This is a genomic window from Microbispora sp. NBRC 16548 (assembly GCF_030268985.1).
Classification (GTDB): Bacteria; Actinomycetota; Actinomycetes; order Streptosporangiales; family Streptosporangiaceae; genus Microbispora; species Microbispora catharanthi.
The window spans coordinates 125260-149617 of record NZ_BSSF01000002.1 but is presented as its reverse complement, the minus strand read 5'-3'; the positions used below and the strand labels follow the sequence as shown (position 1 = coordinate 149617).

At 72.1% G+C, this 24358-nt stretch carries 24 protein-coding genes and 1 pseudogene; 15 read left to right on the top strand and 10 right to left on the bottom strand.

The window, feature by feature from the left end:
- Positions 1-34 precede the first annotated feature (34 nt).
- The 4 genes from QSK36_RS05165 to QSK36_RS05150 all read left to right on the top strand — a co-directional run bounded on the left by QSK36_RS05165 (position 35) and on the right by QSK36_RS05150 (position 3323).
- On the top strand, positions 35-754 hold the full coding sequence (locus QSK36_RS05165) for a PIG-L deacetylase family protein (protein WP_285781845.1): 720 nt from the start codon (positions 35-37) through the stop codon (positions 752-754).
- A gap of 110 nt (positions 755-864) precedes the next feature.
- A complete protein-coding gene (locus QSK36_RS05160) occupies positions 865-1353 on the top strand; it encodes a hypothetical protein (RefSeq protein ID WP_183534421.1) in 489 nt (162 codons plus the stop codon).
- Positions 1354-1362: 9 nt separating this feature from the next.
- Complete coding sequence (locus tag QSK36_RS05155; RefSeq protein ID WP_285781517.1) at positions 1363-2523, top strand: sensor histidine kinase; 1161 nt, start codon at positions 1363-1365, stop codon at positions 2521-2523.
- Positions 2520-3323 carry a response regulator transcription factor gene (locus QSK36_RS05150; RefSeq protein ID WP_285781516.1) on the top strand — a complete coding sequence of 268 codons (804 nt, stop codon included), beginning with the start codon at positions 2520-2522 and terminating at the stop codon, positions 3321-3323. The genes QSK36_RS05155 and QSK36_RS05150 overlap by 4 nt, the downstream gene beginning before the upstream one ends.
- Here QSK36_RS05150 and QSK36_RS05145 read toward each other — a convergent pair.
- Positions 3287-4039 (bottom strand): CPBP family intramembrane glutamic endopeptidase, encoded by a 753-nt coding sequence (locus tag QSK36_RS05145; protein WP_183534415.1) that lies wholly within the window; start codon positions 4037-4039, stop codon positions 3287-3289. The genes QSK36_RS05150 and QSK36_RS05145 overlap by 37 nt on opposite strands.
- Positions 4036-4947: a LysR family transcriptional regulator gene (locus QSK36_RS05140; protein WP_285781844.1), complete on the bottom strand. Its 912-nt coding sequence runs from the start codon at positions 4945-4947 to the stop codon at positions 4036-4038. Before QSK36_RS05140 ends, QSK36_RS05145 begins: the two co-directional genes overlap by 4 nt.
- An 89-nt stretch (positions 4948-5036) precedes the next feature.
- Between QSK36_RS05140 and QSK36_RS05135 the strand changes: the two genes are divergently transcribed.
- Entirely contained in the window at positions 5037-5918 is an 882-nt protein-coding gene (locus tag QSK36_RS05135; protein WP_285781843.1) for an NAD-dependent epimerase/dehydratase family protein, read from the top strand.
- Positions 5903-6772 carry an aldo/keto reductase gene (locus QSK36_RS05130; RefSeq protein WP_285781515.1) on the top strand — a complete coding sequence of 290 codons (870 nt, stop codon included), beginning with the start codon at positions 5903-5905 and terminating at the stop codon, positions 6770-6772. The genes QSK36_RS05135 and QSK36_RS05130 overlap by 16 nt, the downstream gene beginning before the upstream one ends.
- A gap of 10 nt (positions 6773-6782) precedes the next feature.
- On the opposite strand, the gene QSK36_RS05125 is transcribed toward QSK36_RS05130, so the two are convergent.
- Genes QSK36_RS05125 through QSK36_RS05115 form a run of 3 tightly spaced genes read right to left on the bottom strand, consistent with a single transcriptional unit; the run spans position 6783 to position 9686 of the window.
- Entirely contained in the window at positions 6783-7469 is a 687-nt protein-coding gene (locus QSK36_RS05125) for a neutral zinc metallopeptidase (protein ID WP_285781514.1), read from the bottom strand.
- Between the two features lie 60 nt (positions 7470-7529).
- Positions 7530-8990: a glutamate-cysteine ligase family protein gene (locus QSK36_RS05120; protein WP_183534405.1), complete on the bottom strand. Its 1461-nt coding sequence runs from the start codon at positions 8988-8990 to the stop codon at positions 7530-7532.
- Positions 8991-9047: 57 nt separating this feature from the next.
- On the bottom strand, positions 9048-9686 hold the full coding sequence (locus QSK36_RS05115; RefSeq protein WP_030508417.1) for a response regulator: 639 nt from the start codon (positions 9684-9686) through the stop codon (positions 9048-9050).
- A gap of 146 nt (positions 9687-9832) precedes the next feature.
- On the opposite strand from QSK36_RS05115, the pseudogene QSK36_RS05110 reads away from it, so the two are divergent.
- Positions 9833-10908, top strand: a pseudogene (locus tag QSK36_RS05110) (RNA-guided endonuclease InsQ/TnpB family protein).
- On the opposite strand, the gene QSK36_RS05105 reads toward QSK36_RS05110, so the two are convergent.
- Complete coding sequence (locus tag QSK36_RS05105) at positions 10880-12055, bottom strand: ATP-binding protein (RefSeq protein WP_406540335.1); 1176 nt, start codon at positions 12053-12055, stop codon at positions 10880-10882. The pseudogene QSK36_RS05110 and the gene QSK36_RS05105 overlap by 29 nt on opposite strands.
- Positions 12056-12198: 143 nt before the next feature.
- Here QSK36_RS05105 and QSK36_RS05100 point away from each other — a divergent pair, with 143 nt between their 5' ends.
- From QSK36_RS05100 to QSK36_RS05065, 8 genes are all read left to right on the top strand, one after another.
- Complete coding sequence (locus QSK36_RS05100; protein WP_285781512.1) at positions 12199-14145, top strand: PspC domain-containing protein; 1947 nt, start codon at positions 12199-12201, stop codon at positions 14143-14145.
- Positions 14135-14341: a hypothetical protein gene (locus QSK36_RS05095; RefSeq protein ID WP_139573565.1), complete on the top strand. Its 207-nt coding sequence runs from the start codon at positions 14135-14137 to the stop codon at positions 14339-14341. Before QSK36_RS05100 ends, QSK36_RS05095 begins: the two co-directional genes overlap by 11 nt.
- A gap of 61 nt (positions 14342-14402) precedes the next feature.
- Positions 14403-14990: a CGNR zinc finger domain-containing protein gene (locus QSK36_RS05090; protein WP_183534399.1), complete on the top strand. Its 588-nt coding sequence runs from the start codon at positions 14403-14405 to the stop codon at positions 14988-14990.
- A gap of 70 nt (positions 14991-15060) precedes the next feature.
- Entirely contained in the window at positions 15061-15597 is a 537-nt protein-coding gene (locus QSK36_RS05085) for a PadR family transcriptional regulator (protein ID WP_285781511.1), read from the top strand.
- A gap of 56 nt (positions 15598-15653) precedes the next feature.
- Entirely contained in the window at positions 15654-16337 is a 684-nt protein-coding gene (locus QSK36_RS05080) for an ABC transporter ATP-binding protein (RefSeq protein WP_285781842.1), read from the top strand.
- On the top strand, positions 16334-18949 hold the full coding sequence (locus QSK36_RS05075; protein ID WP_285781510.1) for an FtsX-like permease family protein: 2616 nt from the start codon (positions 16334-16336) through the stop codon (positions 18947-18949). Before QSK36_RS05080 ends, QSK36_RS05075 begins: the two co-directional genes overlap by 4 nt.
- 91 nt (positions 18950-19040) lie before the next feature.
- Positions 19041-19484, top strand: coding sequence for a VOC family protein (locus QSK36_RS05070; protein WP_183534393.1), 444 nt, complete (start codon positions 19041-19043; stop codon positions 19482-19484).
- 2 nt (positions 19485-19486) lie between these two features.
- Positions 19487-20368 carry a pyridoxamine 5'-phosphate oxidase family protein gene (locus QSK36_RS05065; protein ID WP_285781509.1) on the top strand — a complete coding sequence of 294 codons (882 nt, stop codon included), beginning with the start codon at positions 19487-19489 and terminating at the stop codon, positions 20366-20368.
- Here QSK36_RS05065 and QSK36_RS05060 read toward each other — a convergent pair.
- Genes QSK36_RS05060 through QSK36_RS05045 form a run of 4 tightly spaced genes read right to left on the bottom strand, consistent with a single transcriptional unit; the run spans position 20355 to position 24245 of the window.
- Positions 20355-21191 (bottom strand): sugar phosphate isomerase/epimerase family protein, encoded by an 837-nt coding sequence (locus QSK36_RS05060; RefSeq protein WP_285781508.1) that lies wholly within the window; start codon positions 21189-21191, stop codon positions 20355-20357. The genes QSK36_RS05065 and QSK36_RS05060 overlap by 14 nt on opposite strands.
- Positions 21188-22021, bottom strand: coding sequence for a carbohydrate ABC transporter permease (locus QSK36_RS05055; protein ID WP_285781507.1), 834 nt, complete (start codon positions 22019-22021; stop codon positions 21188-21190). Before QSK36_RS05055 ends, QSK36_RS05060 begins: the two co-directional genes overlap by 4 nt.
- Entirely contained in the window at positions 22018-22905 is an 888-nt protein-coding gene (locus QSK36_RS05050; protein WP_285781506.1) for a carbohydrate ABC transporter permease, read from the bottom strand. Before QSK36_RS05050 ends, QSK36_RS05055 begins: the two co-directional genes overlap by 4 nt.
- Before the next feature lie 14 nt (positions 22906-22919).
- Complete coding sequence (locus QSK36_RS05045; RefSeq protein WP_183534385.1) at positions 22920-24245, bottom strand: ABC transporter substrate-binding protein; 1326 nt, start codon at positions 24243-24245, stop codon at positions 22920-22922.
- Between the last annotated feature and the right edge of the window lie 113 nt (positions 24246-24358).

The following is a 24358-nucleotide window of genomic DNA, read 5'->3' as shown; positions in this document are numbered from 1 at the left end:
AGGTGATGTGCCGGACCATGAGGAGGGGCTGCTCGTGCTGGACGAGGCGGATATCAAGAAGGTGCTGGTGGTCGTCGCACACCCCGACGACATCGACTTCGGCGCGGCGGGGACGGTCGCCCGGCTGACCGAGGCGGGGGCCGAGGTGGCGTACTGCCTGGTCACGGATGGCGACGCGGGCGGGTTCGACCGTGCGATGGACAACGGCGGCATGGCGGCGCTGCGCCGGACCGAGCAGACGGCCGCGGCCAAGTGCGTGGGCGTGAGCGACCTGCGCTTCCTCGGCTATCGGGACGGCGCGGTCGAGCAGACGCTCGGCCTGCGGCGGGACATCGCCCGGGTGATCCGCCAGGTGCGACCGGACCTGGTCGTCACCTCGACCCCCGAGCGCAACTACGCGCGGATCAGTCCGAGCCACCCCGACCACCGCGCGGTCGGCGGCGCCACCCTCGACGCCGTCTACCCCGACGCCCGCAACCCCTACGCCTTCCCCGAACTGCTCGCCGACGAGGGCCTGGAGGCCTGGACCGTCCGCGAGGTGTGGCTCACCGGCGGCATGCCCCCCGACCACTACGTCGACGTCACCCTGACCGTGGACCGCAAGATCGCCGCGCTGCGCGCGCACGAGAGCCAGACCTCGCACATCCCCGACCTGGACGGCATGATCAGGGGCATGCTCTCCGGTCACGCCGCCGCCGCGGGCCTCCCCGAGGGCTCGTACGCGGAGGCGTTCCAGCGGGTGATCACCGCCTGAGCCGGGCGAACCGGGTCCTCCACCCCCGGGTGGAGATCGCCTGATCTCCACCCCGGTTCTCCACCCGCGCGCCGATCCGGTGCGCGCCCGGTCTTCCTACCGTCGTGCGCATGGAAACCACGCAGATCGTCGCCCTCGCCCTTGCCGTCGTCGCCTTCGTGATCTACCGGCAGATGAGGCCGAGGCCCGTCGCCAGGCCCGTGGGCCTGATCATCGCCGCCGTGATGGTCCTGGCCGGCCTCGGCGGCGGCGGGCTCGTCGACCCCCGTCACACGGCGCTGAGCCTCGCCGTGCTCGTCGCGGAACTCCTCGTGGCCGCCGGCCTCGGTGTGCTGCGGGCCATGACGACGCGGGTGTGGCGCGACCAGCACGGCGTGGCGTGGTCGCAGGGCGGCGTCGCGACCCTGATCGCCTGGGTGGGCTCCGTCGCCGTGCGGGTCGCGATGATCGCCCTGACCTCCCTCCTCGGCCTCGCTTCGTCGCAGACCTCCGTGCTCCTGTTCGTCGGGGTGACCCTCGGTGTCCAGTTCCTCGTCGTCGCCCGGCGGGCGAGCGCCCTGCCCACCGTCCCCGTGCCGGGTGTCCAGACGGCCCGCTAACGTCGGGGCGTGCCCAGTCGTGACGGACATGCCGAGGCCGGCCCGGAATCCCGCCGCAGGAACGCGATCGCCGGCGCGTGCCTGCGGCTTGCCGTGATCGCCCTGCTGGTCGGCGGGCAGGCGACCAGCCCGCCGGGGTTCGGCCTGACCGGCGACCGGCTCGCCGTCACCGCGCTGACCGCCGCGATCGCCGTCACACTGACCCTCATGGTCGTCATCCGGTTGCGGGCGATCCTCCCCGGACGCTGGAACGACGGCCCGGCGGAGGCCGTCCTCATCGGGCTCACCCTCGTGGCGACCATCGCCCTCGACATGGTCTCGGACAGCGGCCCGGCCGTCGCCGTGCTCATGTTCAGCGTCGGGGCCGCTGCCGTACGGCACCCGCTCAGCCGGTCGCTGCCGCTCCTGCTGCTGGCGCTCGCGGGACTGGGATCGAGCGTCACGGGACTGCTACCGCCGCCGATCACCCCCGAAGCCCACCAGCGCGACCTCAGCCTGTGCGTGTCGATCTGCGTGGTCTTCGCGGTCGCCTACGCCATCAGGCAGCGCAGGGCCGCCACCGCCGCCCAGGCGGGCGAGGCCGTGCTGGCCGAGCGCGCCCGGATCGCCAGGGAGATCCACGACATCCTCGCGCACTCCCTGTCGGCGCAGATCGTGCACCTCGAAGGCGCCCGGCTGCTGCTGCGCGCCGACCGGTCGCAGGAGGCCCTCGACCGGGTCGAACGCGCCCGCGAGCTGGCCAAGCAGGGCCTCGAAGAAGCGCGCAGAGCCGTGGCCGCGCTCCGCGACGACGCCCAGCCGCTGCCCGCCGCGCTGGACGCGCTCGCCGAGGACTTCCGCGACGCGACCGGCGAGGAGTGCGCCGTCGTCGTCTCCGGGGTCGAACGCCGCCTGCCGCCCGAGACCGAGCTGGCGATGATCCGCACCGCCCAGGAGGCCGTCACCAACGTGCGGCGGCACGCCCCGGGCTCCCCCGCCACCGTACGGCTGAACTTCGGCGACCGGGAGTGCGAACTGGAGGTCGTCAACCCCCCGAGTGACGAGCCCGGGACGCCGGGAGGAGGATACGGTCTCGTGGGCATGCGCGAACGCGCCGAACTCCTGGGCGGCACCCTGGAGGCCGGCGAGACCGAGGACGGTTTCCTGGTCCGGCTGCGGGTGCCGGCATGACCGCCCGCGTGCTCGTGGTCGACGACCAGGCCGTCGTGCGCGACGGGCTCGTCCTGCTGCTCGGCCTGCTGCCGGACATCGAGGTGGTGGGGTCGGCGTCCGACGGCGAGGCCGCGCTCCGCCTGGTCGCGGACGAACGGCCCGACGTGGTGCTCATGGACCTGCGCATGCCCCGGATGGACGGGGTCGAGGCCACCCGCAGGATCCGCGCCGAGTTCCCGGACACCCAGGTCGTCGTGCTCACGACGTACACCGACGACGAGTCGGTCTTCGCCGCGCTGCGTGCCGGGGCGCGCGGCTTCCTCACCAAGAGCGCCGACGCCGAAGAGATCGCCCGCGCCGTGACCACGGTGATGAACGGCGACGCGCAGCTCGACCCCGGCGTGCAGCGCCGCCTTCTGAACACCGTCACCGGCACCGCGCCGCCCGGCGAGACGCCCGGCCCGGCCGCCGCGCCGGCTCACCGGTCGCGGTTCTCTCCGCGCCACGCCCGCGAGACGGCCCGGGCGGGCCGGAGGCCGGGAGCGGAGACGCCCCCGGACGCCGGGACGTCGCCAGGCGCCGGGCCGTCGTCCAGCGCCGGTACGCCGCCCGACGGGCTGACTCCGCGCGAGGCGGAGGTCCTGCGGCTCATCGCGCGCGGCCTGTCGAACGCCGAGATCGCCGCCGGCCTGTTCATCAGCGAGGCCACAGTCAAGACGCACATCAACAACCTCTTCGCCAAGGTCCGGGTGCGCGACCGCGCCCAGGCGGTCGCGTACGCCTACCGGACCGGTTTGGCCGACCCCCGCGAGGGCTGATCCAGGCGGCGGGCCACCCGGGCGGCGGCGTAGCCGAGGGAGTTCGTCGCCAGGTGGAGCAGCGCGGGCGCGAGCAGCCCGGCGCGGTGGCGCAGCCCGTGGAACACGAGCCCGGCGACCGCGGTGGACGCCACCGTCCCCGCCACCAGCCGTCCCGTCTCCAGCCGCGCCGTCTTCACGGGGCCGGCGGCCTCGTCCGGGGTCTCCCCGGCGGTCAGCCGGCCGAGGGCGGGGTTGGCCCTGGCCATGTCCATGGCGGGCAACACGTGCCACAGTCCGAACAGCGCGGCCGAGGCGGCGACGGCCGTACGCGGCGGGAGCGAGCGGCCGAGCAGGGCGGGCAGCGCGCCGCGGAAGCCCACCTCCTCCAGCAGCACGGTCCCGAAGGGCACCTGGACCAGGGCCTCCTCCAGCACCCGGCGGCGCGACAGCGCCAGCGCGCGCTCGTCGTGGAACAGCGCGCGGGTGCGAGGGTGGGCGACGCCCGCCGCGTAGACGGCCGCGACGCCGGCGGCGAGCACGCCCCCGGTCACGGCGCCGGCGCGGGCGCGGCGGAAGCCCAGCTCCCGCCAGGTCAGCCCCTCCCCGCGGGCGATCAGCAGCAGCGTGCCGGTCGCAGCCGCCGAGGTCAGCGGCGCCCACCGCCGGGCGACCCGGTTGTTGAGCACGTTCGCGGCCGTGAGCACCCCGAGACAGGCCACCGTCGCAGGCTTCATCCGTCCTCCACCTCACTCATGACCGCCCCCTCCGACAGGAGCCCGCGCAGCGCGTCGACGTACGGCTGGGCGGGGCCGCGGTGGCGACGGGAGGTCGCGATGCCGATGAAACGGGACGGGCTGGGCGGCTCAAGGGGGATCGCGACCACGTCGAGGCCCGGCGTGAGCGAGATCTCCGGGATGAGCGCGACGCCCACGCCCGCGGTGACCAGGGACTGCGCGAAGAAGTAGTCGGTGGCGCTGCACGAGATCCGCAGCTCGAAGCCCGCCAGCTCGGCGTAGCGGCGAAGGAGGTCCACGGTCTTCAGGCATCCGAGGATCCAGCGTTCGGCGGCGAGCTCGGCCAGATGGAGGCGGGCGCGCCCGGCCAGAGGATGCGTACGCGGGAGGACGACCCGGAGCGGGTCGGCGATCAGCGGGGTCCAGTTCATGCCGGAGCGGTCACCGGGACGGACGGGCGGGGGCCCGTCGAAGTGGTAGGCGAGGGCGAGATCGGCGCGGCCCTCCCGGACCAGGGGCAGGCTGTCCTCCGGTTCGCGTTCGAGGATCGTCAGCTCGGCCTCGGGGTGCTCGGCGACGAAGCGGGTGAGCGCCGGCGGCAGGAGGCGGCGGCCCCCGCTGGCGAACGCCGCGATCGTGAACCCGGCCCGCGCGGTGGAGAGCCGGTCGATGCGCTCCTGGGCGTCGCTCAGTTCGGCGGCGATGGCCTCGGCGGCATCGACGAGCATGCGCCCCGGCTCGGTGAGGACCACTCCTCGCGTGCTGCGTTGCACCACGGGGACGCCGAGGCCGCGTTCCAGTGCGGCGATCTGCTGTGAGACGGCCGAAGGGGTGAACCGCAGGGCGGCGGCCGCGCGGTTGAAGCTGCCGTGGCGGGCGACCTCACGCAGAACGCCGAGCCGGTGCACGTCGATCAACAGTTTTCCTTACGACTGGCTAAGAAGATCGCCACTACCGCTGACGACTATACGTGGACACTCTGGTGGTCGTGAGCGAGATGTGCATCATCGGCGGGAGCCGATACTTCGGCAGGCGGCTGATCGAGAACCTGCGGGACGCCGGGACGGCGGTCACGGTCGTCAACCGGGGATCGACTCCGGTGCCCGAGGGCGTGACGCACCTGCGGGCCGACCGGAACGACGAGGACTCCCTGCGCCGCGTCCTGGGCGACCGTCACTTCGACGCGGTGATCGACCAGGTCTGCTACACGCCCGTGCAGGCGGCCGTCGCGCTGCGGGTGTTCGCGGGCAGGACCAGGCGCTACGTCATGACCTCGACCGTCGAGGTGTACGCCGGCCTCGACGACCCGCCGCACGCGGAACACGTGGTCGATCCGGAGGCCTGGCCGGTGGGCACGGACCGGCCGTGGGACGACCCGGCGTTCCTCGACGCCAACTACGGCGAGGGCAAGCGCCAGGCGGAGGCGGTCTTCACGCGTGACAAGGCGTTCGACTTCGTCAGCGTCCGGACCGCGCACGTGCTCGGCGGCGCGGACTTCACCGGAAGGCTCGCGCACTACGTCCGCAGGATCCGGGCCGGCCTTCCGGTGATCGTGCATGAGGATCCCCGGCCGGCGTCGTTCATCCACGAGCGGGAGATCGCGCGGTTCCTCGCCTGGGCCGCGCGGGCGGACTTCACCGGCCCGGTCAACGCCGCCTCGCACGGGACCCTGGACGTACGGCAACTGTGCGCGGCCATCGGTGAACCCGTGTACGCGGTCGGCGAGGACACCTCGCCGTTCTCCTTCGACCGCGGCTATGCCGTGGACAACGGGCGCGCCGCGGCTCTCGGCTTCCGCTTCTCGCACGTCGCCGACTGGCTGCCGTCGGTCGTCCGGGAGGCGCTCGCCGGGGAGGAGCGGACGTGCGCACCCGCCTGATCGGAGACGTCCCGGTCAGCGCCGTCGGCCTCGGCGCCATGCCGCTGTCCATCGAGGGCCGGCCCGACGAGGCCAGGGCGATCGCCACGATCCACGCCGCCCTCGACGCGGGCGTCACCCTGATCGACACCGCCGACTCCTACCACTGGCACGCCGGCGAGATCGGCCACAACGAACGGCTGATCGCCCGCGCTCTCGCCTCCTACGGAGGCGACGCCGGCGACGTCCTCGTCGCCACCAAGGGCGGCCGCGGCCGCCCCGGAGACGGCTCATGGACGGTGAACGGCGACCCGCGCCACATCAGGCGGGCCTGCGAGGCGTCGCTCGAGCGACTCGGCGTCGATTCCATCGGGCTCTACCAGCTCCACAAGCCCGACCCGGACGTCCCCTTCGCCGAGTCGGTCGGCGCGCTGCGCGACCTGCTCGACGCGGGCAAGATCCGGATGGCCGGGATCTCGAACGTCGACGTCCGGCAGATCCGCGAGGCCGACCGGGAGCTCGGCGGCCGTCTGACCTCGGTCCAGAACCGCCACTCCCCCGCCGTGCGGGACAGCGAGCCCGAACTGCGCCTGTGCACCGCGCTCGGCGTCGCCTTCCTGCCCTGGAGCCCCCTCGGCGGCATCTCCCGCAGCGCCCTGGACTCCGGCGGCCCCGCCGGTGGGACGGCGTTCCACGCGATCGCCCGCCGGCGCGGCGTGAGCCCGCAGCGGGTCTGCCTGGCCTGGCACCTGGCCCGCTCCCCGCGGATCGTCCCGATCCCCGGCGCCAGCCGTCCCGAGTCCATCCGCGACTCCGCCGGGGCTGCCGAGCTCACGCTCACCGCCGACGAGCTCGCCGAGCTCGACCGGCCGTGAGGAGATGGCCTCAGCAGGTCCCCATTCCCTCGGTGTAGCCGTGGGCGAAGTACTGCTGGCGCTGTCGCGGGGTGCCGTGGGCGTCCGGCGCCAGCCAGATGTCGGTGGGGTCGCCCGCCGCCTGGAGGTTGGCGAGCAGTTCCTCCTCGTCGCCCTGCTCCGTGTTCAGCACTCCCACCCGGATCAGGCCGCTCAGCGCGGCGCCCGCGTAGCAGTCGGCCTGGAGCTCCCGCTCCACGTTGAAGCGGAAGTCCTCGACGAGCTGGGCCTGCACGGCGTGCCCCAATTCATGCGGAATCACCACATAGACCGCCCCGTCGCCCATCTGGTCGTACATCGCCTTGAGCCAGGCCGCGTCGTAGGCGATGAAATGGCCGTACGGACAGTAGAAGGCGTTCTCCGGCACGGCCGCCTGCCCACCGCAGTCGGGGCCGTTGGCGCCCTGATAGGCGACGAAGCGGGTGATCGGGCGGTAGGTCCCGCCGTTCTCCTGGAAACGTTGCGACCAGAACCACTCGGTGAGGCACCGGGCCAGCTTGACGTCGCCGGGGAAGTCGTCGCCGGCGCCCTCGCACGGCGTCCCCCGGGACGCCGCGTCCCCCGGCTGGGCCCGGTCGGGCGGGGAGCCGGTAAATGTGCCACAGGACGCGACGAGGACCGCCAGGAGCAGCAGCACGGCCAGTGTTCGGCGGGTCATTTCAACGCGAATACCCATTTAGGCGGCAAAGATTTGCGATTCTCGCCGAACGCGAAAGTTTTACATTCCCCAGGTGTGGACGGGCTCGTTGGTGTGCATGTGCTGCAGGTAGCGGAGCGTCATACGGCGCAGCGCCTCGTGGTCCCCGCCGAACGCGCGGGCCGTCCTGACCTGCCAGTCCGCCCCCGTACGGCCGGTCACACAGCGCCGCTCGATGATGCCGAGCAGCCGGTCGCGCTGGACCGGGTCGACCTCCCACAGGTCGAGCCCGTGGTAGGCCATGGGCAGCAGCCTGCGCAGGATCAGCTCGGCGGCGGGCACCTCCCCCAGGCCCGGCCAGTAGAGGCGGGCGTCGAGGCCGTGCCGCGCGGCGTTGCGGAGGTTGTCCTCGGCGGCGGCGAAGGACATGCGCGTCCACACGGGCCGCTCGGCCGCCGGGAGCACGCGCATGAGCCCGTAGTAGAACGCGGCGTTGGCGGCGATGTCGGCCACCGTCGGCCCGGCGGGCAGCACGCGGTTCTCCACCCGCAGGTGGGGGACGCCGTCGGAGACGTCGTAGACGGGCCGGTTCCAGCGGTAGACGGTGCCGTTGTGCAGGCGCAGCTCGTGCAGCTCGGGCACCCCGCCCTCGTCGAGGACCCGCCTCGGGTCCTCCTCGTCACACAGGGGCAGCAGCGCGGGGAAGTAGCGGACGTTCTCCTCGAACAGGTCGAAGACCGACGTGATCCACCGCTCCCCGAACCAGACGCGCGGCCGCACGCCCTGAGCCTTCAGCTCCTCGGGCCGGGTGTCGGTGGCCTGCTCGAACAGGCTGATCCTGGTCTCGCGCCACAGCTCCTTGCCGAACAGGAACGGCGAGTTGGCCGCGACCGCGACCTGCGGACCGGCGATGACCTGGGCCGCGTTCCAGTGGTCGGCGAACGTCTCGGGGCTGACCTGCAGGTGGAGCTGCACGCTCGTGCACGCCGCCTCGGGGGTGATGCTGTCGGCGTAGGTGTCGAGCCGCTCCACCCCCTCGATCATGAGGTGCAGATCCTCGCCGCGGGCGGCGAAGATCTGCTCGTTCAGCAGCTTGTAGCGGGGGTTGGCCGACAGCGTCCCCTCGCTGACGTCGCTCTCGCGCAGCGTCGGCAGGATGCCGACCAGCATGAGCTGCCCGCCGACACGTGCCGCCCGCTCCTGCGCCCGGTTGAGGCGCAGCCGTACGGACTCCTCCAGCAGGCGGCTGCCCTCGCCGGACAGCACCTGCGGCGGAATGTTGATCTCGACGTTGAACTGGCCCAGCTCCGTCGCCCAGTCGGGCTCCGCGATGGCGGCCAGGACCTCGGCGTTCTTCATCGCCGGCTCGCCCCGGGAGTCGACCAGGTTCAGCTCGATCTCCAGGCCCATCTGGGCCCGGTCGAACCCGAACCGCGACTCCCGCAGCATCTCGGCCAGGACGTCCAGCGACAGCTTCACCTTGTCCCGGTAGCGACGGCGGTCCTCCCGGCTGAAGGAGACGGAGGGTACGTCACGGCCCATTGACTGAGCGTCGCACGTCAAGGGGCGATCGCACCAGACGGGTCCGCACAGACGGGTTCAGACCAGACGTCTGGCGGTGGCCCAGCGCGACAGCTCGTGGCGGTTGGACAGCTGCAGTTTGCGCAGCACGCTCGACACGTGCGTCTCGACGGTCTTCACCGAGATGAACAGCTCCTTGGCGATCTCCTTATAGGCGTAACCCCGGGCGATCAGCCGCAGCACCTCACGCTCCCGCTGGGTGAGCGAGTCGAGCTCCGGGTCGATGGGCGGGGCCTCCGTCGAGGCGAACGCGTCGAGGACGAACCCGGCCAGCCGCGGCGAGAACACCGCGTCGCCATCGGACACCCGGATGATCGCGTCGGTCAGCTCCGCGCCGCTGATCGTCTTGGTCACGTAGCCCCGGGCGCCGCCCCGGATGACCCCGATCACGTCCTCGGCCGCGTCCGACACCGACAGCGCGAGGAAGCGCACCTGGGAGCCGGAGCCGAGCACGCGCCGCAGCACCTCCTGGCCGCCGCCGCCCGGCATGTGCACGTCGAGCAGCACCACGTCGGGCTGCAGCTCGCCGATCGCCGTCACCGCCGACTCCACGTCCTCGGCCTCGCCGATCACCTGGATCGACGGTCCCAGCTCGGCCCGCACGCCGGACCGGAACAGCCGGTGGTCGTCGACGATCAGCACGCGTACGGTCTTCATCAGTTACCTCCGAGGAAACTCCGCCTGCGGGCGGGAGGAATCAGAGCTCTGCGGAGTAGCGCAGGGACAGACGATTGTCCCAAAGGCAAACCGCCATCTACCGCAACCGGCCAGTGCGCGACCGATCCGTCGCTTAGTGTGACGCTGTGGCGCAGATCGTGAAGCGGTCCTACAAGTACCGCTTCTACCTGACCCATGAGCAGGCCGACGAGCTTGCCCGGACGTTCGGCTGCGCCCGCCTGGTCTATAACAAGGCGCTGGAGCAGCACATCCGTGCCCATAGGACCGAAGGCCGCCGCGTCTCCTACATGGAGTCCTCGTCCGCTCTCACCGCGTGGAAGAAGACCCCCGAGCTTCGGTTTCTCTCCGAAGTGTCGTCGGTGCCGCTGCAGCAGGCGCTGCGCCATCTGTACGCGGCGTTCGGGAACTTCTTCGCCAAGCGGGCCAACTACCCTGCGTTCAAGTCCCGCAAGCGATCCCGGGCATCGGCGGAATACACCCGCTCGGGCTTCCGCTGGCGCAACGGCCAACTGACGCTGGCCAAGATGGACACCCCGCTGGACGTCGTGTGGTCGAGGCCGCTCCCGGACGGCGCCCGACCGTCCACGGTGACCGTGTCCCGCGACAGCGCGGGACGCTGGTTCGTGTCGATCCTGGTGGAGGAGAGGATCCGCCCGCTCGCCCCCAACGGGGACGCGGTCGGTGTGGACGCGGGGATCAGCGCTCTGGTTACGCTGTCCACGGGGAAGAAGGTCACCAACCCGCGCCATGAGCGGGCCGACCGGCGCAGGCTGGCCAGGGCGCAGAAGAACAGGAGACTCGCCCGCGCCATATCCGATGCATCGTGGCGGGAGATGCGGGCGATGCTGGAGTACAAGGCCGCCTGGTACGGGCGGGAACTGCTGGTCGTGGACCGGTGGTTCCCCTCCTCCAAGCTGTGCTCGGCGTGCGGCACACTCCAACACTCCCTGCCGCTGCACGTCAGGGAGTGGCGATGCGCCTGCGGTGCGGTCCATGACCGGGACGTCAACGCCGCCAAGAACATCCTCGCCGCCGGGCTGGCGGAGAGGCGAAACGCCTGTGGAGCTGGTGTAAGACCTCAACGAGAGTCCTCTCGGGCGGGCGGCCGGCGGTGAAGCAGGAAGCCCAGCCGGCGACGGTTGGACTCCCCTCCTTTCTGGGAGGGGAGGAAGTCAAGGCTCCCTCTTCATGGTCAGCATGACCTCGGTTCCGTCGCCCGGCTCGGTCCTGACCCGGGCGCTTCCCCCGTTGCGCTCCATCCTGCCGATGATCGACTGGCGGATGCCCATCCGGTCCCCGGCGACGTCGTCGAGCACGAAGCCCTTGCCCCGGTCCCGGACGAACACCGTCACCTCGTCGGGCTCGACCTCGGCGTAGACGGAGACCACCGGAGCCCCACTGTATTTGCACGCGTTGACCATCGCCTGCCGGGCGGCGTGCAGCAGGGCCACCAGGCCCTCGTTCAGCTCGCAGTCGCCCACGCAGACCACCTCGATCTGCACGCCGTGGGCGTCCTCCTCCTCGGCCGCGACCCGCCGCACGGCGGCGGCGAGGGTGGCGTCGGCGTCCTGCTTGGGCTGATAGAGCCAGTTGCGCAGCTCACGCTCCTGCGACCGGGCGAGCCTGGCGACCTCCCGCGCGTCGTGGGCGTTGCGCTGGATGAGAGTCAGCGTGTGCAGCACCGAGTCGTGCACGTGGGCGGCCACCTCGGCCCGCTCCTCCTGCCTGATGCGCTCGGTGCGCTCCCGCTGGAGCTCCTTCACGAGCGAGGCCAGCCAGGGTGCGGCGATCATCAGCATGCCGCCGACGACGACCGCGGTGAACACGAGCCCGGTCCCGGCCTTGGCCAGCTCGCCGCTCGCGGCCAGGAAGCCGATCGCGCCGACGACGACGAGCAGCGCCCCGATGCCGGTGCGCACCCAGGTCGTGCTGACCTGTTTGACCGCGCCCGACATCCACCGCTGCCGCCGCCCCGGGTCGGCCTGCTGCCACAGGATCAGCGCGCCGATGCCGCCGACCGCGATCGGCCACGTGCCGAATCCGCCGCTGGAGGCGCCCGTCATCCAGGCGAAGCCCGCCAGCGCCAGCCACAGCACGCCGTACGCGGCGAGCTGGCCCCACTCGCGGGCCGGCTCGCGGCCTTTCACCTCTTCCTTGGGGGTGAACATCCACAGCGCGGCGTACGCCACCACGCCCAGCCCGTCGACGACGGTGAGCAGCACGAACGCGAGGCGCAGCACGACGGGGTCGAGCCGCAGCTGGGCGGCGGCACCCTGCGCGACGCCCGCGACCACCCGGCCCGAGGCGGGCCGGACCATCCGGGGGTACGCCGCGGGGGCGTTAGTCATCTCAGACATCTCGGGAAGCATCGTCACACGTCACCGACGATGAGCGCATCAGGGCATGCCCTGACGCCACCCCTGAGGGGTCGGGGACGAGTCAGGGGTTCCCCCGATGGCAGGGGTACGGCGGGCGAGGCCAGGATGGGACCATGACCGAGGCACCACCGACCCCTGCTCCCGACTCCGCCGGCACGCCCGAGCCCGAGAAGGTGCTGAGCCGCTCGAGGGACGGGCGCATGATCACGGGCGTCTGCGCGGGCCTCGGCAGGTTCACGGGCATGGACCCCGTGCTCTTCCGGGTCGGCTTCGCCGTGCTTGTCCTCGCCTCCGGCATCGGCGTCATGTTGTACGTCGCGGCGTTCCTGCTGATGCGCCAGCCGGGCGGCGGCCCCGGCCATCTGGAGCAGTGGACCCGGCGGCTGTTCGACGCCGAGACCGTGCTCGCACTGCTGGCCGCGGTCTTCGCGTTCGGCCTGATCATCAACGTCGCCTCCGGAGGGATCAACCGCGGCACGATCGTGGTCGGCACGCTGCTGGCCATCGTGCTGATGGCCGCCCACGCGCGCGGCGTCGACCTGCTGACGATGGCCAAGTCGATGCCCGAGCGGGCGACCGGACGGCGCGGTATGACCCGGGCCACCCCGAACTTCGCGCCGTTCGCGCCCTTCACCCCGCCGCCCGCGAGGGAGCCGTACGGATCGGCCGGCGCCCCCGGGGCGCAAGCGCCGATGGCGGAGACGCCGCTGCGGGAGACCCCGGCACCGCAGGCACAGGCGCCGCAGGGAGCCGCAGCGCAGGCGCCCGCGGCGGACACCGCAGCCCCCGGCCCGGCCACGGACAGAACCCCCGACAGAGCCGCGGACAGAGTCACGGACGACACCGCGATCCAGGACACGATGGTCCAGGCCGCGGCCGTGGACGACACCGCGATCCACGACACGGTCATCCAGGACCCGGTGGCAGCAGCCCCGAAGGCCGTGGACGACACGCTCGTCCAGGAGGCCGTCGCGGGGGACACGGCGGCACCGGCGGGGCGGGCCGACGGCGACCCGCCGACCCGGCCCTTCGAACCCGTCAACCGGCTGGCCGCGGAGCCCGCCCCCGGCACGTCGTACACCGACCCGAGCGCCGCAGGCCCGAACAGCGTGGGACCGGACGTCCACGGGACGCCGGCCGGCTGGGCTCCCGGAGCGCCTGGGCCCTCCGTCTCCGCGCCTCCCGCCGGCGACGGCTACCGGCGGCTGTCCGACCTGGCTCGCGAGGCACGGGCGGGCGCGTACGGTGACAGCGGCGCCCAGGACCACCGGCACGGCATGCGGGGACACGGAGCCGGAGGGCACGGCTACGGAGCCGGGGAGCCCTTCGCCCCCCACGGCCCCTTCACGAGGCGGGAGCCGTACCAGCCCTACGGGTCGCCCTACCCCCCGCCGAGCCCCTACGCCCCGCCCACGCCGCCGCCCGCGCGGCCGGTGAAGCCCAAGCGTCCCAGGTCGTTCGTCGGCGGCCTCACCATCTGCCTCGCCCTGATCGTTGGAGGGATCATGGTCACCATGCAGCGGACCGGCTCAGGCTCGGTCGGCCTGCCGGTCGTCGGCGGGGCGGTCCTCGTCACGATCGGGGCGGGCCTGCTGGTCGCGGCCTGGTTCGGCCGGGGCGCGGCGCTGATCGCCGCGGGAACGATCGTGGCCCTCGTGCTCGTGGGAAGTTCGACGGTGAACGGCATCCCCCGCAAGGTCGGCAGCTTCGTCTGGCACCCCGTCGGCTCCGTCCAGTCGCCCGGCGCCTACGAGCTGGGCATCGGCGAGGGCAAGCTCGACCTGAGCGACGTGACGCTCAAGCCGGGCGGCCGGGTCAGGTTCGACGCCTCGGTGTCGATGGGACAGCTCACGGTGATCGTCCCGACGACCGCCCGCGTGGAGGTGCACGGCTCCGCCAAGCTGGGCGAGGTGAAGATCGACCACAAGGTCGAGGACGGCAGCGACGTGCGGTTCGACCGCGTCCTCGATCCGGAGACGCCCGTCGAGGGCGACGTGCCGACGATCGAGCTGCACGTCAAGGCCGGGCTCGGCGACGTGGAGGTGCGCCGTGCGGCCTGAGTCGCGACCCGAGCGCCCGCGCCGGGTGCACCGTACGAACTGGATGTGCCTGCTGTGCGGCCTGCTGTTCATCGGCATGGGCATCCGCTACCTGACCGGGCCCGATCCCGACGCCGTCATCATGGCGCCCGTCCTCGTCGGGGGGCTGGGCTTCGCGGCCTTCGTCGCCATCCTCGCCAAGGCCATCCGCCGCTGAAGCCTCCAGGCAGCCTCCCGGTCTCACGGGTACGCCCGGCCGGTCACGTTAGACTGAACCGATGTCCTCGTTGCTGGCCCTGGAATTCGTGAGCACCATCCGCGCGGACCGGTCCGGCCCGGTGGACGCGCTGGAGGACGTCGGCGGCCTTACCGCCTGGGTCGGTGACCACGCGCCCGAGCTCGACATCGACCCCGCCACGTTCGTCGCCACTCCCGAGATGCGTGACGAGGTCGTGGCGCTGCGACAGGCGATCCGCGCGCTGTTCGCCCGGGCCGTGTCCCCCGGGCCGGCGAGCGGCGCGGACGCGGCCCGGCTGCCGGCCTTCGAGCCCTCCCTGGATCTCGTGAACACCACCGCGGCGGCGGTGCCCGTCGCCCCCCTGCTCGAATGGCCGCCGGACGAGGCGCCCCGCGCCCGGACCCTGCCCGCGCGGGCCGCCGGCGACTCCGCCCGCCTGCGGGCGGCCCTCGCGGCCGCCGCTGTCGACCTGCTGGGCGGGCCGCACCGGGAGCAACTTCGCGCCTGCCCGGCGCCCCGGTGTGTGCTGTATTTCGTCAGGGAGCACCCGCGCCAGGAGTGGTGCTCCGTGGCCTGCGGAAACCGCGCCCGCGCGGCTCGTCACTACCGCCAGCACAAGAACGCCTGAACCCCTCCACTCGCACCCTTTCCGATCCCAGCGCTGACAGAGGCATACTCAGTATGCATACTGAGTATTCATGTCAGTACGACACGGCCTGCTCGCCCTGCTGAGCCGGGGCCCGCGCTACGGCTATCAGCTCAGGGCCGAGTTCGAGGCGTCCACGGCGACGACCTGGCCACTGAACATCGGACAGGTCTACACGACGCTGTCCCGCCTCGAACGCGACGGCCTGGTGTCCCGCGACGACCAGGGCGACCAGGACGAGCAGGGCCGGGTCCGCTACGCCATCACCCCCGAAGGCCGCGACGAGCTCGACCGGTGGTTCGCCAAACCCGTCTCCCGGGCCGACCGGCCCCGCGACGAGCTCGTCATCAAGCTCGCGATGGCGGTCACCACGCCCGGCGTGGACGTGGCGGCGGTCATCCGGGCCCAGCGGTCCGCGACGATGCGGGGCCTACAGGAGCTCACTCGTGCCCTGCGGAGCCTCGACGCGTCGTCCGAGGCCGCACAGCGCCTGGTCGTCGACTCGATGATCTTCCATGCCGAGGCGGAGCAGCGCTGGCTCGACCACTGCGAGGCCGTCCTCGCCCGTCCCTCCGAGGAGAATCCGTGACCGAAACCCGATCTCCGGACCGGTTACCCGCGCCGGACGGCGAGCCGGTCGTCCGCATGACCGGCGTCGTACGCGTCCACGGCGAGGGGGCGGGGGCCGTCCACGCGCTGCGGGGCGTCAGCCTGGACGTCGCCGCCGGGGAACTGGTCGCGGTCATGGGCCCGTCCGGGTCCGGCAAGTCCACCCTGCTCAACCTCGCGGGCGGGCTCGACCGCCCGACGGAGGGATCGGTGACGCTCGAAGGCCGCGAACTGCGGGGTCTGTCACCGAAGCGACTGGCGGAGCTGCGCCGCAGGAGCGCCGGCTACGTCTTCCAGGACCTCAACCTCATCCCGTCGCTGACCGTCGCAGAGAACGTCGCGCTGCCGCGCGAGCTGGACGGCGTCCCTACGGCGAAGGCCAGGCGGGAGGCCCTGGCGGTGCTGGAGGAGGTCGGGCTCGCCGGCATGGGCGACCGGTTCCCCGACGACCTGTCGGGCGGCCAGCGCCAGCGGGCCGCCATCGCCCGCGCGCTGGTCGGGGAGCGGCGGCTGCTCCTGGCGGACGAGCCGACCGGCGCCCTCGACACCCGGGCGGGCGACGAGATCATCCAGGCGCTCCGGCAGCGGGCCGACGCCGGTGCCGCCGTGCTGCTGGTCACGCACGAGCCGCGCTACGCCGCCTGGGCCGACCGCGTCGTCTTCCTCAAGGACGGGCAGATCGTCGACTCGGCGGCCGCCGGGATGGAGACCGCCCGATGAATGGGCTGAGAGCGTCATTACGGATCTCCCGCCGCAACGCCCGGCGGTCGAAGTGGCGCAGCGCGCTGATCCTCGCGATGATCGGGCTTCCCGTCGCCCTCGCCTCCTTCGTGCTGAGTGCCGTCTTCGGCCCGGGGCCGCTGCCCGACCGTCAGCACTACCCCCTCGGGCAGGCCGACGCGCTGGTGACCGGCGCCCACGAGTGGACGGGCCTCACCCAGGACGCGTGGGGAAACGGGAGTCCCTGGCGGCTCGGACGCGAGGGGACGCCGTTCACGCAGGCCGAGATCACGGCGCTGCTCGGTCCCGGCAACCGGATCGTCCCCTTCGCCCAGGCGGATTTCCGTTACCTGACCCCTCAGGGGTACGACATGGGGCAGATCCGTCAGGTCGATCTGAACGATCCGACGTCCCGGGGCACCTTCCGGCTGATCGAGGGCAGGCTTCCCGCCGCTCCCGGCGAGGCGGTCGTGTCCGTGGACCGGCTCGGCCCGGACACGGCTCCGGGTGTGACGCTCCTCGTCGGCGAGGAACGCCGGGCGCTCCGGGTCGTCGGCGTCGCCCTGTTCGACCTGACGGGGTTCCCGCCCACGCTCGTGGCCTTCCCCGGCAGCCTGCCCGACGCCGCCTTCGGGCCCGTCCATCCCGGGCTGATGTCGCGCGGCTGGCTGGTGGACTCTCCGCGCCCCGTGACGTGGGCGGACGTACGGCGCCTCAACGCACACGGCCTCGTGGTCGTCAGCCGTGCCGTCGTCGACGGGATCCCGCCGGACGAGTCACCGACGCGCCCGTCCTCCCTCGTGGAGACCGCGCCGTGGGTCGCGATCATGCTGCTGGAGGTCGTCCTGCTGGCCGGGCCGGCCTTCGCCATGGGCCGGCTGCGCAGGTCGCGCGAGTTCGCGCTGGTCGCCGTCCAGGGCGGCTCCCCCGCGCACCTGCGGACGATCGCGCTCGCCGACGGCCTGCTGTTCGGCGTCGCCGCCTCGGTGGTCGGCGCGGCGCTCGGCGTCGGCGCGGCCTTGCTCGCGAGACCGGCTCTGGAGCGGCGGGCGGGCTACCTACTCCCCCCGTTGGCCGTCCCCTGGGCGGCGGTCGCCACCGCCGCGGTGCTGGGCGTCGTCGCCGGGTTGCTGGCCGCCCTCGCCCCGGCTGTCGCGGCGAGCCGTACGGACCCCGTCGCCGTGCTGTCGGGCAGGCGCGAGCGGGGCCGCGAGCGGGCGGGCCGGCCGCTGCTCGGGATCGTGCTCGTCGTCGCGGGCACGGCGGCGACCATCGTGAGCGGCGGTCACGAGCTCGGCTGGATCGCTACCTCGGCCCTGGTCACCCAGCTCGGCCTGGTCGCCCTGACGCCGGCGCTCGTCGCGGCCGTGGCCCGGCTCGCCGCCCGGCTCCCCCTGCCGCTCCGGTTCGCCGCCAGGGACGCCGTACGCAACAGGGGCCGTACGGCGCCCGCCGTCGCCGCGGTGATGACCGCGGTCGTGGCGCTCACGGCGGTGGGGGTGACCTGGCAGAGCCGGCTCGCGCAGAAACCGGTGTACGTGCAGGACTACCCCCAGGCGCCCACCGGAGCCCTGTGGATCGCCGGACCGGACCTCACTCCCGGGCTCTGGGACCGCGTCCGCTCCGCCGTACGCGAGGAACTGCCCGCCGGCGTGCCGCTGGTGGAGGTGCGGACGCTCACGTCGAGGTCCGGCGTCCCGATGTACGCCTCGGTGCCGGACACCGCCCCCAACGTCAGCAGAGTGGAGTGGTCGGACGCGAGCCGGTCGGGAGGCCTCCTGGTCGGGACCGACGACCTGCTCCGTTACGTGCTGCGGCGCGACGACCCCCGGGCGGTGGCGGCGCTCCACGAGGGGAAGGCCGTCGTGCTCAACCCGGCCGTGATCCGGGACGGACGGCTGAGGATCGACTTGACGCCCGCGTCCGGGCCGGGCGATTCGGTGCCGCTCACACTGCCCGCCGCCGGCGTGCGGGCCGACGGGGAGGGCTGGGCCCGGGCGGTCGTCGCGCCCGAGGTGGCCGCGAAGAACGGGTACGGCATCTTCACCACCATGCTCGTGGTGGATCCCACGGACTTCCGCGTCCCGAGGGCGACGGCGGAGCGGATCACCGCGAAGGTGGAGCGGATCACCGGCAAGGCGACCGTGCGACTCGAAGTGCCGGAGGCTCCCGACGACACGATCCTCCTGATCGTGCTGGGCATCGCCGCGGCCGTGCTCGTGCTGGGAATGACGTTCGTCGCCACCATGCTGGCCGCCGCCGAGGCGCGTCCGGACCTGGAGACCATGTCGGCCGTGGGGGCGGCCCCACGGGTGAAACGCGCGGTCGTCGCCGGGCAGGCCCTGGTGATCGCACTGCTGGCCTCGGTCACGGGCGTGCTCGCCGGCCTCGCTCCGGGCATCGCCGCGGCCCGGCAGGGCGTATCCCATCCGGTGGCGTTCCTGCGCGCCGACGGAGTGACGACGATCGTGCCGGCGGGCGCCGCGCCCGCGTTCGCGATCCCCTGGGCGCTCGTCGGCCTGCTCGTCGTGGTGCTTCCGCTGCTGGCCGCGCTCGGCGGCGCGGTGTTCACGCGATCACGGCTGCCACTCCCCCGGCGAAGGGTCACCTGATCTTCTAATGGACTTTCCCGTTAGATCCCGTTAGTCTGCTCTCATCTTCTAACGGAATCCTCCGTTAGGTCTCGCCATGAGGGGGCAGACTATGAGCTTCACCACGGGGCACGTCGGGCTGAACGTCTCCGACCTCGACAGGTCGGTCGGCTTCTACCGGAAGGTCTTCGGCTTCGATGTGGCCGGCGAGTCGGCCGACGAGGCGCGCCGGTACGCGTTCCTCGCCCAGGACGGCACGCTGGTGCTGACGCTGTGGCAGCAGAGCGAAGGCAGGTTCGCCGCCGCCCTGCCGGGACTGCACCACCTGTCCTTCCAGGTGCCGGACATCGACGCCGTACGCAGGGCGGAGGCCGTCGTCCGGGAGACCGGGGCGACGATCCACCACGGCGGCATCGTCCCGCACCGCGAGGGCGCCTCCTCGGGCGGCCTGTTCTTCGAGGACCCCGACGGGATCCGGCTGGAGATCTACGCGCCGAGCGGCGCCGAGGAGCGCCCCGCTCCCCGGTCCGACGCCCCGACCTGCGGGTTCTTCTAGACATGCGGCACGCGGGAGAGGTCGCGGTCCAGCGACGCACGGGCGTCAGGCTGGCCGAGCACGGGTCGGCCCGCGTACGGGCCGAGATCCCGGAGGTCGCGGCGCGGTTCCTGGAGTCCCAGCGCATGGTCGTGATCGGCGCGGAGGACCGTGAAGGCCGGGTGTGGGCCGCGCCGCTCACCGGCCGGCCGGGCTTCGTCACGCCGGCCGGCGACCGCACGATCCTCGTGGACGCGGTGCCCGGCGCGCCGCTCGCGGGAGTGTTCGACGACGAACACGACATCGGCATGCTGGCCGTCGAGCCGTGGTCTCGGCGCCGGATGCGGGTCAACGGCCGGGCCCGGAGAGACGGCGAACGCCTGAACGTACGGACCGAGCAGGTGTACTCCAACTGCCCCAAATATCTGCAGAAGCGTACGATCACCGAGGACCTTGAGCCCGGTGAGCGGACGTCGTGGTCCGGGGACCGCCTGTCGGAGGCCCAGCGGGAGTGGATCAGGGCCGCCGACACCTTCTTCGTCGCGACGCACGCGCCTGGGCTCGGCTCGGACGTCTCGCACCGGGGCGGCAACCCCGGGTTCGTCGAGGTGGTGGACGACCGGCGGCTCGTCTGGCCCGACTACGCGGGGAACCTCATGTACATGACCCTCGGCAACCTGGAGCTGAACCCCGCCGCGGGCCTGCTCTTCCTCGACTGGACCACCGGCGACGCGCTGCACCTGACCGGCAGGGCGCGGGTCGAGTGGGACCCGGGCGACGTGCCGGGCGCGCAGCGGCTGGTCACGTTCGACGTCGAGCAAGTGCTCCAGGTCGGCGGCGCGAGCCCGCTGCGCTGGGCGTTCGAGGAGTACTCCCGGTTCAACCCGCCCGTCAGGGGTGCGTGAGGGCGGCCTGCACGGCGGACAGGCAGCGTTCGACGACCGGCCGGGGGGCGAAGGCGTACGTGCCGTCGCCGAAGAGCTCGAACGTCATGAACCCGTCATAACCGCGGCGGGAGAAGGCGGCGAGATAGCCGGCCAGCGGCAGCTCCCCGTCACCCCACCCCAGGTGCCCGGCCGGGCGGCCGTCGATGAGGTGCACGTGGCGGACCCGGTCGCCGAGCGCGTCGAAGTAGTCGTCCACGCTCTCCCCCGCGACCGCCATGCCCACGGTGTCGAGCACGGCGGCGAGGTTCGGCGCGCCGACCTCGTCCAGCATCCGGGCGAGCGCCCGCGAGTCGTTGAGCAGGTTCGACTCCACCCGCTGGAGCGGTTCGAGCACGCAGGTCACCCCGAACCCCTCGGCATACCCGGCGATCTCGGCGAGCGCGTCGGCGGACCTGCGCCACGCCGCCTCCACCGGCTCGTCCTCGTAGCCCCGGCCCGGCGTGAGCAGGAGCAACTCGGCGCCGAGCTCCGCGCACAGCTCGGCCGCCCGGCGGAACATCGCGATGCTGGAGGCGCGCAGCCGCGTGTCGGCCGAGGCGATGTTGACCGGGTACATCACCTGCTCGGGCGTGAGACACCGCACCCGCAGGCCGCGCGAGGCGGCCCGGCGGCGTACGGCGCGGGCCTCGGCGTCGCTCACCTGCGGCACGTGGAAGTGGGGGGCGATCCCCCACAGCTCCAGTTCCTCGCGGCCGAGGTCGGCGGCGTCGTCGAGGAACCGCTCGAACGGCAGGTGCTGATAGGAGAAGTTCGATCCGGTGATGAGGGGCATGGAACTCATTTTCCGACTCCGTCCGCGAGTCCTTTGACGATGTAACGCTGCCCGGCGAAGAACAGCAGCACGACCGGGAAGGCCGCGATCGCCATGCCGGCGAAGACGACGGGAAACTCGGTGCCGTGCTTGCTCATCAGGCTCATCAGGCCGACGGGAAGGGTCTGCACGCCCGCGCCGCTGGTGAAGACCATCGCGAACAGGTACTCGTTCCAGGCGAACAGGATGTGCAGCAGCACGGTCGAGGTGATGATCGGCTTGCACATGGGCAGGATGATCCGCCAGAAGGCGGTCCACCGGCCGCAGCCGTCCATCTCGGCCGCCTCGTCCACCTCCCGCGGCAGGTCGAGCATGTACGCCCGGATGAGGAAGGTGGTGAAAGGCACCCGGAAGGCCGTGTAGAGGGTGAGCAGCGCCCAGAAGCTGTTGTACAGGCCCATGGCCTGGAACATCTTCACCAGCGGCACGAGCGCCACGCTCGGGGCGAGCATCAGCCCGCCGAGGATGACCCCGGTGGTCAGCTTGGAGAACGGGATGTTCACCCGGGTGAGGCCGTACGCCGCCCACGCGCTGACGAACACGGTCGCGACCGTCGAGGTCACGGTGACCAGCACGCTCGTGGTGAGGTAGTTGCTCACCCCGCGGTTCCAGGCCTTCTGGTAGCTGTCGAAGCTCCAGTGGGAGGGCAGCGAGAAGGGGTTGCCGAAGATCTCGCCGTTGGTCTTGAACCCGTTGAGCACCATCCACAGCAGCGGATAGACCACCACCGCCGCGAGGCAGAGCAGGAACGCCCACAGGAACACCCGGGCGACCGCCCCCAGGAAGCCGATGCGACTCACCACGCCACCCTTCTCCTGCGCGCGACCCACAGTTGCGCGACGGCGATGCCGAGCGTGACCACGAAGATGACGGTCGCGATCGCGGCGGCGTAGCCGAAGTCGTTGCGGACGAAGCCGCTGCGGTAGAGCCAGGTCCCCAGCACCTGGGTCGAGTTGTCGGGCCCGCCGCTGGTCATCACCATGACCTCGTTGAACACCTGGAACGCCCCCGAGATCGTGACCATCGACATCACGCCGGTCATCTCTCGCACCAGGGGGACGGTCACGTGGAAGAAGCGGCGGACCGGCCCGGTGCCGTCGAGGGCCGCCGCCTGGTAGATCTCGCGCGGGATCCGCTGGATGGCGACGGCGAACAGCAGCGTGGAGTAGCCGAAGCCCTGCCACTGGCTCATCGCGATGATCGCCGGCATGGCCGTGCTCTCCTCGCCCAGCCACGCGTGGCCGAGCCCGCCGAGGCCGACCGCCTGCAGCAGGTGGTTGAGCAGGCCGAGGTCGGGCTCGTAGATGAAGTAGAAGAGCAGGCCGGCGACGGTCAGCGAGATCGCGGAGGGGATGAAGTAGACCGCCCGCAGGAGGCGCTGCCACCGCTCGCTGCGCACGCCTTCGATGAGCGCGGCCAGCACGAGCGCGCCGAACACCTGGAACACGATCGACACCACGGCGTACAGCACGTTGTTGCCGAGCGACCGCCAGAAGACCGGGTCCTCGACGAGCTTGGTGTAGTTGGCGAAGCCGACGTACTCCTGGCTGCCGCTGTAGATGTCCCACTTGAGCGTGCTGAACCCGAGGTTCTCGGCCAGCGGGAAGTAGACGAACACCCCGACCAGCACGAGGGCGGGAACGACCCACGCGAGCCCGAGCGCCCGTTTGCCGATGGTGCGCACCTGCTCTCCTCCGGCTACTTCGCCGACGCCGAGGCCTGGCGGACGCTGTCGAGCACCTGCTCGGGGGTCTTGCCGCCGGTGATCAGCGCCTCGCCTCCGGACAGCCAGGCGTCGGCGACGTCGGGCACGGTGACGGTGTCGAGCCAGGCGGCCAGCTTCGGCGCCTTGTTGACCAGGCCGACGCCCTCGTAGACCGCCTTGCTGGAGGTCTCGGGCGTGACGGCCCCGATGACCGTGCTGGGCTGGCCGTACGGCGGGGACGACAGGGTCTTGGCGTTCTTCACGCTCGTGACGAACTTCATGAAGTCGACGGCGAGCGGGATGCGCGGGGAGGCGGCGTTCACCAGGTATCCCTCGGGCGCGCCCTCGATCACCGTGGGGTCGCCCTTCGCCCCCTGCGGCGCCGGCAACTGGAAGATGCCGAAGTCGTCCGTGGGGAGCTTGCCCTTGGCGGTCTCGTTGTCGAACTCCAGGATCTCCTGGTAGTACATGGCCGCCTTGCCGTCGGCGAACTTCTCCTGCGCCGAGCTGTACAGCACGCCGTTGGTGCCGCTCTTGGTGTCGGTGCAGGTGTCGACGAGGGTCTTGAACCGGGTCAGCGCGGTGACGTAGCCCGGGTCGTCCAGCTTCGCCGTCGCGGGCTTGAGGTCGGCCTGCAGGGTGTCCCACGGCACGTCGTAGGCGAGCATCTGCTGCAGGTAGTGGAGGGCCGGCCAGCCGTCCTTGTTGCCGAACGCGATCGGCTCGTACCCGGCCTTGCGCAGCGGGCCGCAGGCGGCGATCAGGTCCTCGAAGGTGGCGGGCACCTTCACCCCCGCCTTGGCGAACGCGGCCTTGTTGTAGCCCATGAACTTGCCGTTGCCGTACAGCGGGATCCCGTAGTACTTGCCGTCGTAGGCGAAGGCCGACAGCGCCCCCTCGCTGAAGGTCTTCCCCCACTCCGTGCCCGGCCCGACGACCTTGGTCAGGTCGGCCGCGCGGCCGCCGCGGACGAAGTTCTCCGCCCAGTTGCCGGTCCACGTGAAGTAGACGTCCGGCAGGGCGTTCGACGCGGTCAGCGTCTTGGTCTTGTCCTTGATGCTCTGGTCGGTCTCCTGGATGAGCTGGATCTTCACCCCGGGGTGGAGCTTCTCGTACTCGGCGGCCAGGTCCTCGAAGTACGGCTCCAGCGGCTCTCCGGCGAACTTGGTGAGGATGCTCAGGGTGCCCGAGTAGTCGGGGGCGGCGGTCACGTCGGCCGCGGGAGCCTTCTCCGCCTGCCCGCCGCCGGTGCACCCGGCGAGGGCGAGCACCGACGTCCCGGCGAGTGCCGCGAACGTCGTCAGTGCGCGAGGGCGCATGGGCTTCCTCTCTCTCTGGTCTGTCTGGGGGCTGGTCCGTCTGCGGAGGGAGGACCGCCGGTGCCGGGGCCCTGGGATCCGCCGGGCACCGCGTTGCCATGGCACCGGGATCC

What these genes read in the sequence shown, in the direction of transcription:
- QSK36_RS05045 (WP_183534385.1), bottom strand. Translation starts at nt 24,245, where the DNA reads ATGCGCCCTCGCGCACTGACGACGTTCGCGGCACTCGCCGGGACGTCG.
- QSK36_RS05160 (WP_183534421.1), top strand. Translation starts at nt 865, where the DNA reads ATGGAAACCACGCAGATCGTCGCCCTCGCCCTTGCCGTCGTCGCCTTC.
- QSK36_RS05105 (WP_406540335.1), bottom strand. Translation starts at nt 12,055, where the DNA reads ATGACTAACGCCCCCGCGGCGTACCCCCGGATGGTCCGGCCCGCCTCG.
- QSK36_RS05090 (WP_183534399.1), top strand. Translation starts at nt 14,403, where the DNA reads ATGTCCTCGTTGCTGGCCCTGGAATTCGTGAGCACCATCCGCGCGGAC.
- QSK36_RS05085 (WP_285781511.1), top strand. Translation starts at nt 15,061, where the DNA reads ATGTCAGTACGACACGGCCTGCTCGCCCTGCTGAGCCGGGGCCCGCGC.
- QSK36_RS05145 (WP_183534415.1), bottom strand. Translation starts at nt 4,039, where the DNA reads ATGAAGCCTGCGACGGTGGCCTGTCTCGGGGTGCTCACGGCCGCGAAC.
- QSK36_RS05115 (WP_030508417.1), bottom strand. Translation starts at nt 9,686, where the DNA reads ATGAAGACCGTACGCGTGCTGATCGTCGACGACCACCGGCTGTTCCGG.
- QSK36_RS05120 (WP_183534405.1), bottom strand. Translation starts at nt 8,990, where the DNA reads ATGGGCCGTGACGTACCCTCCGTCTCCTTCAGCCGGGAGGACCGCCGT.
- QSK36_RS05100 (WP_285781512.1), top strand. Translation starts at nt 12,199, where the DNA reads ATGACCGAGGCACCACCGACCCCTGCTCCCGACTCCGCCGGCACGCCC.
- QSK36_RS05150 (WP_285781516.1), top strand. Translation starts at nt 2,520, where the DNA reads ATGACCGCCCGCGTGCTCGTGGTCGACGACCAGGCCGTCGTGCGCGAC.
- QSK36_RS05060 (WP_285781508.1), bottom strand. Translation starts at nt 21,191, where the DNA reads ATGAGTTCCATGCCCCTCATCACCGGATCGAACTTCTCCTATCAGCAC.
- QSK36_RS05070 (WP_183534393.1), top strand. Translation starts at nt 19,041, where the DNA reads ATGAGCTTCACCACGGGGCACGTCGGGCTGAACGTCTCCGACCTCGAC.
- QSK36_RS05135 (WP_285781843.1), top strand. Translation starts at nt 5,037, where the DNA reads ATGTGCATCATCGGCGGGAGCCGATACTTCGGCAGGCGGCTGATCGAG.
- QSK36_RS05080 (WP_285781842.1), top strand. Translation starts at nt 15,654, where the DNA reads ATGACCGGCGTCGTACGCGTCCACGGCGAGGGGGCGGGGGCCGTCCAC.
- QSK36_RS05125 (WP_285781514.1), bottom strand. Translation starts at nt 7,469, where the DNA reads ATGACCCGCCGAACACTGGCCGTGCTGCTGCTCCTGGCGGTCCTCGTC.
- QSK36_RS05065 (WP_285781509.1), top strand. Translation starts at nt 19,487, where the DNA reads ATGCGGCACGCGGGAGAGGTCGCGGTCCAGCGACGCACGGGCGTCAGG.
- QSK36_RS05075 (WP_285781510.1), top strand. Translation starts at nt 16,334, where the DNA reads ATGAATGGGCTGAGAGCGTCATTACGGATCTCCCGCCGCAACGCCCGG.